Source organism: Salinispora sp. H7-4 (genome assembly GCF_013416675.1).
Taxonomy (GTDB): Bacteria; Actinomycetota; Actinomycetes; order Mycobacteriales; family Micromonosporaceae; genus Micromonospora; species Micromonospora vitiensis.
In genome coordinates this window covers 1,103-2,091 of record NZ_JABZED010000012.1, presented here as the reverse complement: position 1 = coordinate 2,091, position 989 = coordinate 1,103, and the positions used below count along the sequence as shown (strand labels likewise).

General features: G+C 63.6%; 1 protein-coding gene. It reads right to left on the bottom strand.

Annotation, left to right across the window (positions count from 1 at the left end; genetic code table 11):
• A partial coding sequence (locus H0524_RS24650) for a PA domain-containing protein (protein WP_309225070.1) occupies positions 1–989 on the bottom strand: 989 nt, incomplete at both ends.

The window sequence follows — 989 nt, the reverse complement described above, 5'->3', positions numbered from 1 at the left end:
CCAGGTCGTGGTGGCTGGGGTGGTAGGTGAGGGGCTGGTCGGGCACCTGGTCCCGCCAGACCTGGACCAGGTCGTAGATGGTGTCGGCGTACTGCTCCTGGTCGACCTTCAGTGGGGGTATGCCGTGTTTGGCGAGTGTGATCAGGATGTTTCCGATGTCGCGGTGGATGCTGGCCACCGGGATGGGTGATTCGCCGACATTTTCGTGGAGGATTCCGGGGTTGTCGTTGACGATCAGGAGGAGTGCGGCTCCGGCGGTGGCTGCGGCGGCGGCCTGGTCGGCTGCGCTGATGTCGTCGCTGCGGGTGATGACGGCGATTTTGCCGTCGGCGTCGAGGTTGGCGTAGTCCTCGGGGGTGCCGGTGCCGGCGTGGATGGGGCGTAGCCATTGGGTGCCGGTGGTGATGGTGCTGCCGGGTTGGACGACGGCGTCGATGGGGAGTATGCCGAGGGCGCGCAGGCTCAGGACCGGTGCACCCTTGCGCCACTTCGCTGCCATGGCGAAAGCGTTCCCGGTGGTCTTCTCGGTCGGTAGGACGTACAGGTCGTCATACCTGTCCGGAATTTTGTAGGCGTAGCGGAAAGGGCTGGCCTCGGGGTAGTCGACGACGTATTCGAGTTTGCGCTGTCGGTTTTCGGTGCGTTGGGGGGTGGTGGTGTCGAGTAGTCGGGCCTGGCTGGCGTCCAGCGTTACCTCGGTTGGTTTGTCGAGTTCGATCCCTGGGGAGACCAGCAGGGCGAAGCCGAGGGAGTCAGCCTGTTCACCCGGAATGTTCAACTCGCCGTAAACGGTGTAGGTCCCGGGCGAAAGGCGTAGCGTCTCCTCGCCGTCAATATCGAAGAACATGGGGAGCGAATTGGCGGATGTGATCGCCAGGCGTGAGCTGGTGGGTTCGCCGTTGTGGTCGCGGAGTTTGATGGTGAGGTCGTAGCGTTCGTCTTCTTTGATGAGGCCGAGGCTGGTGCGGGTGATGGTTTCACCGGTGGTG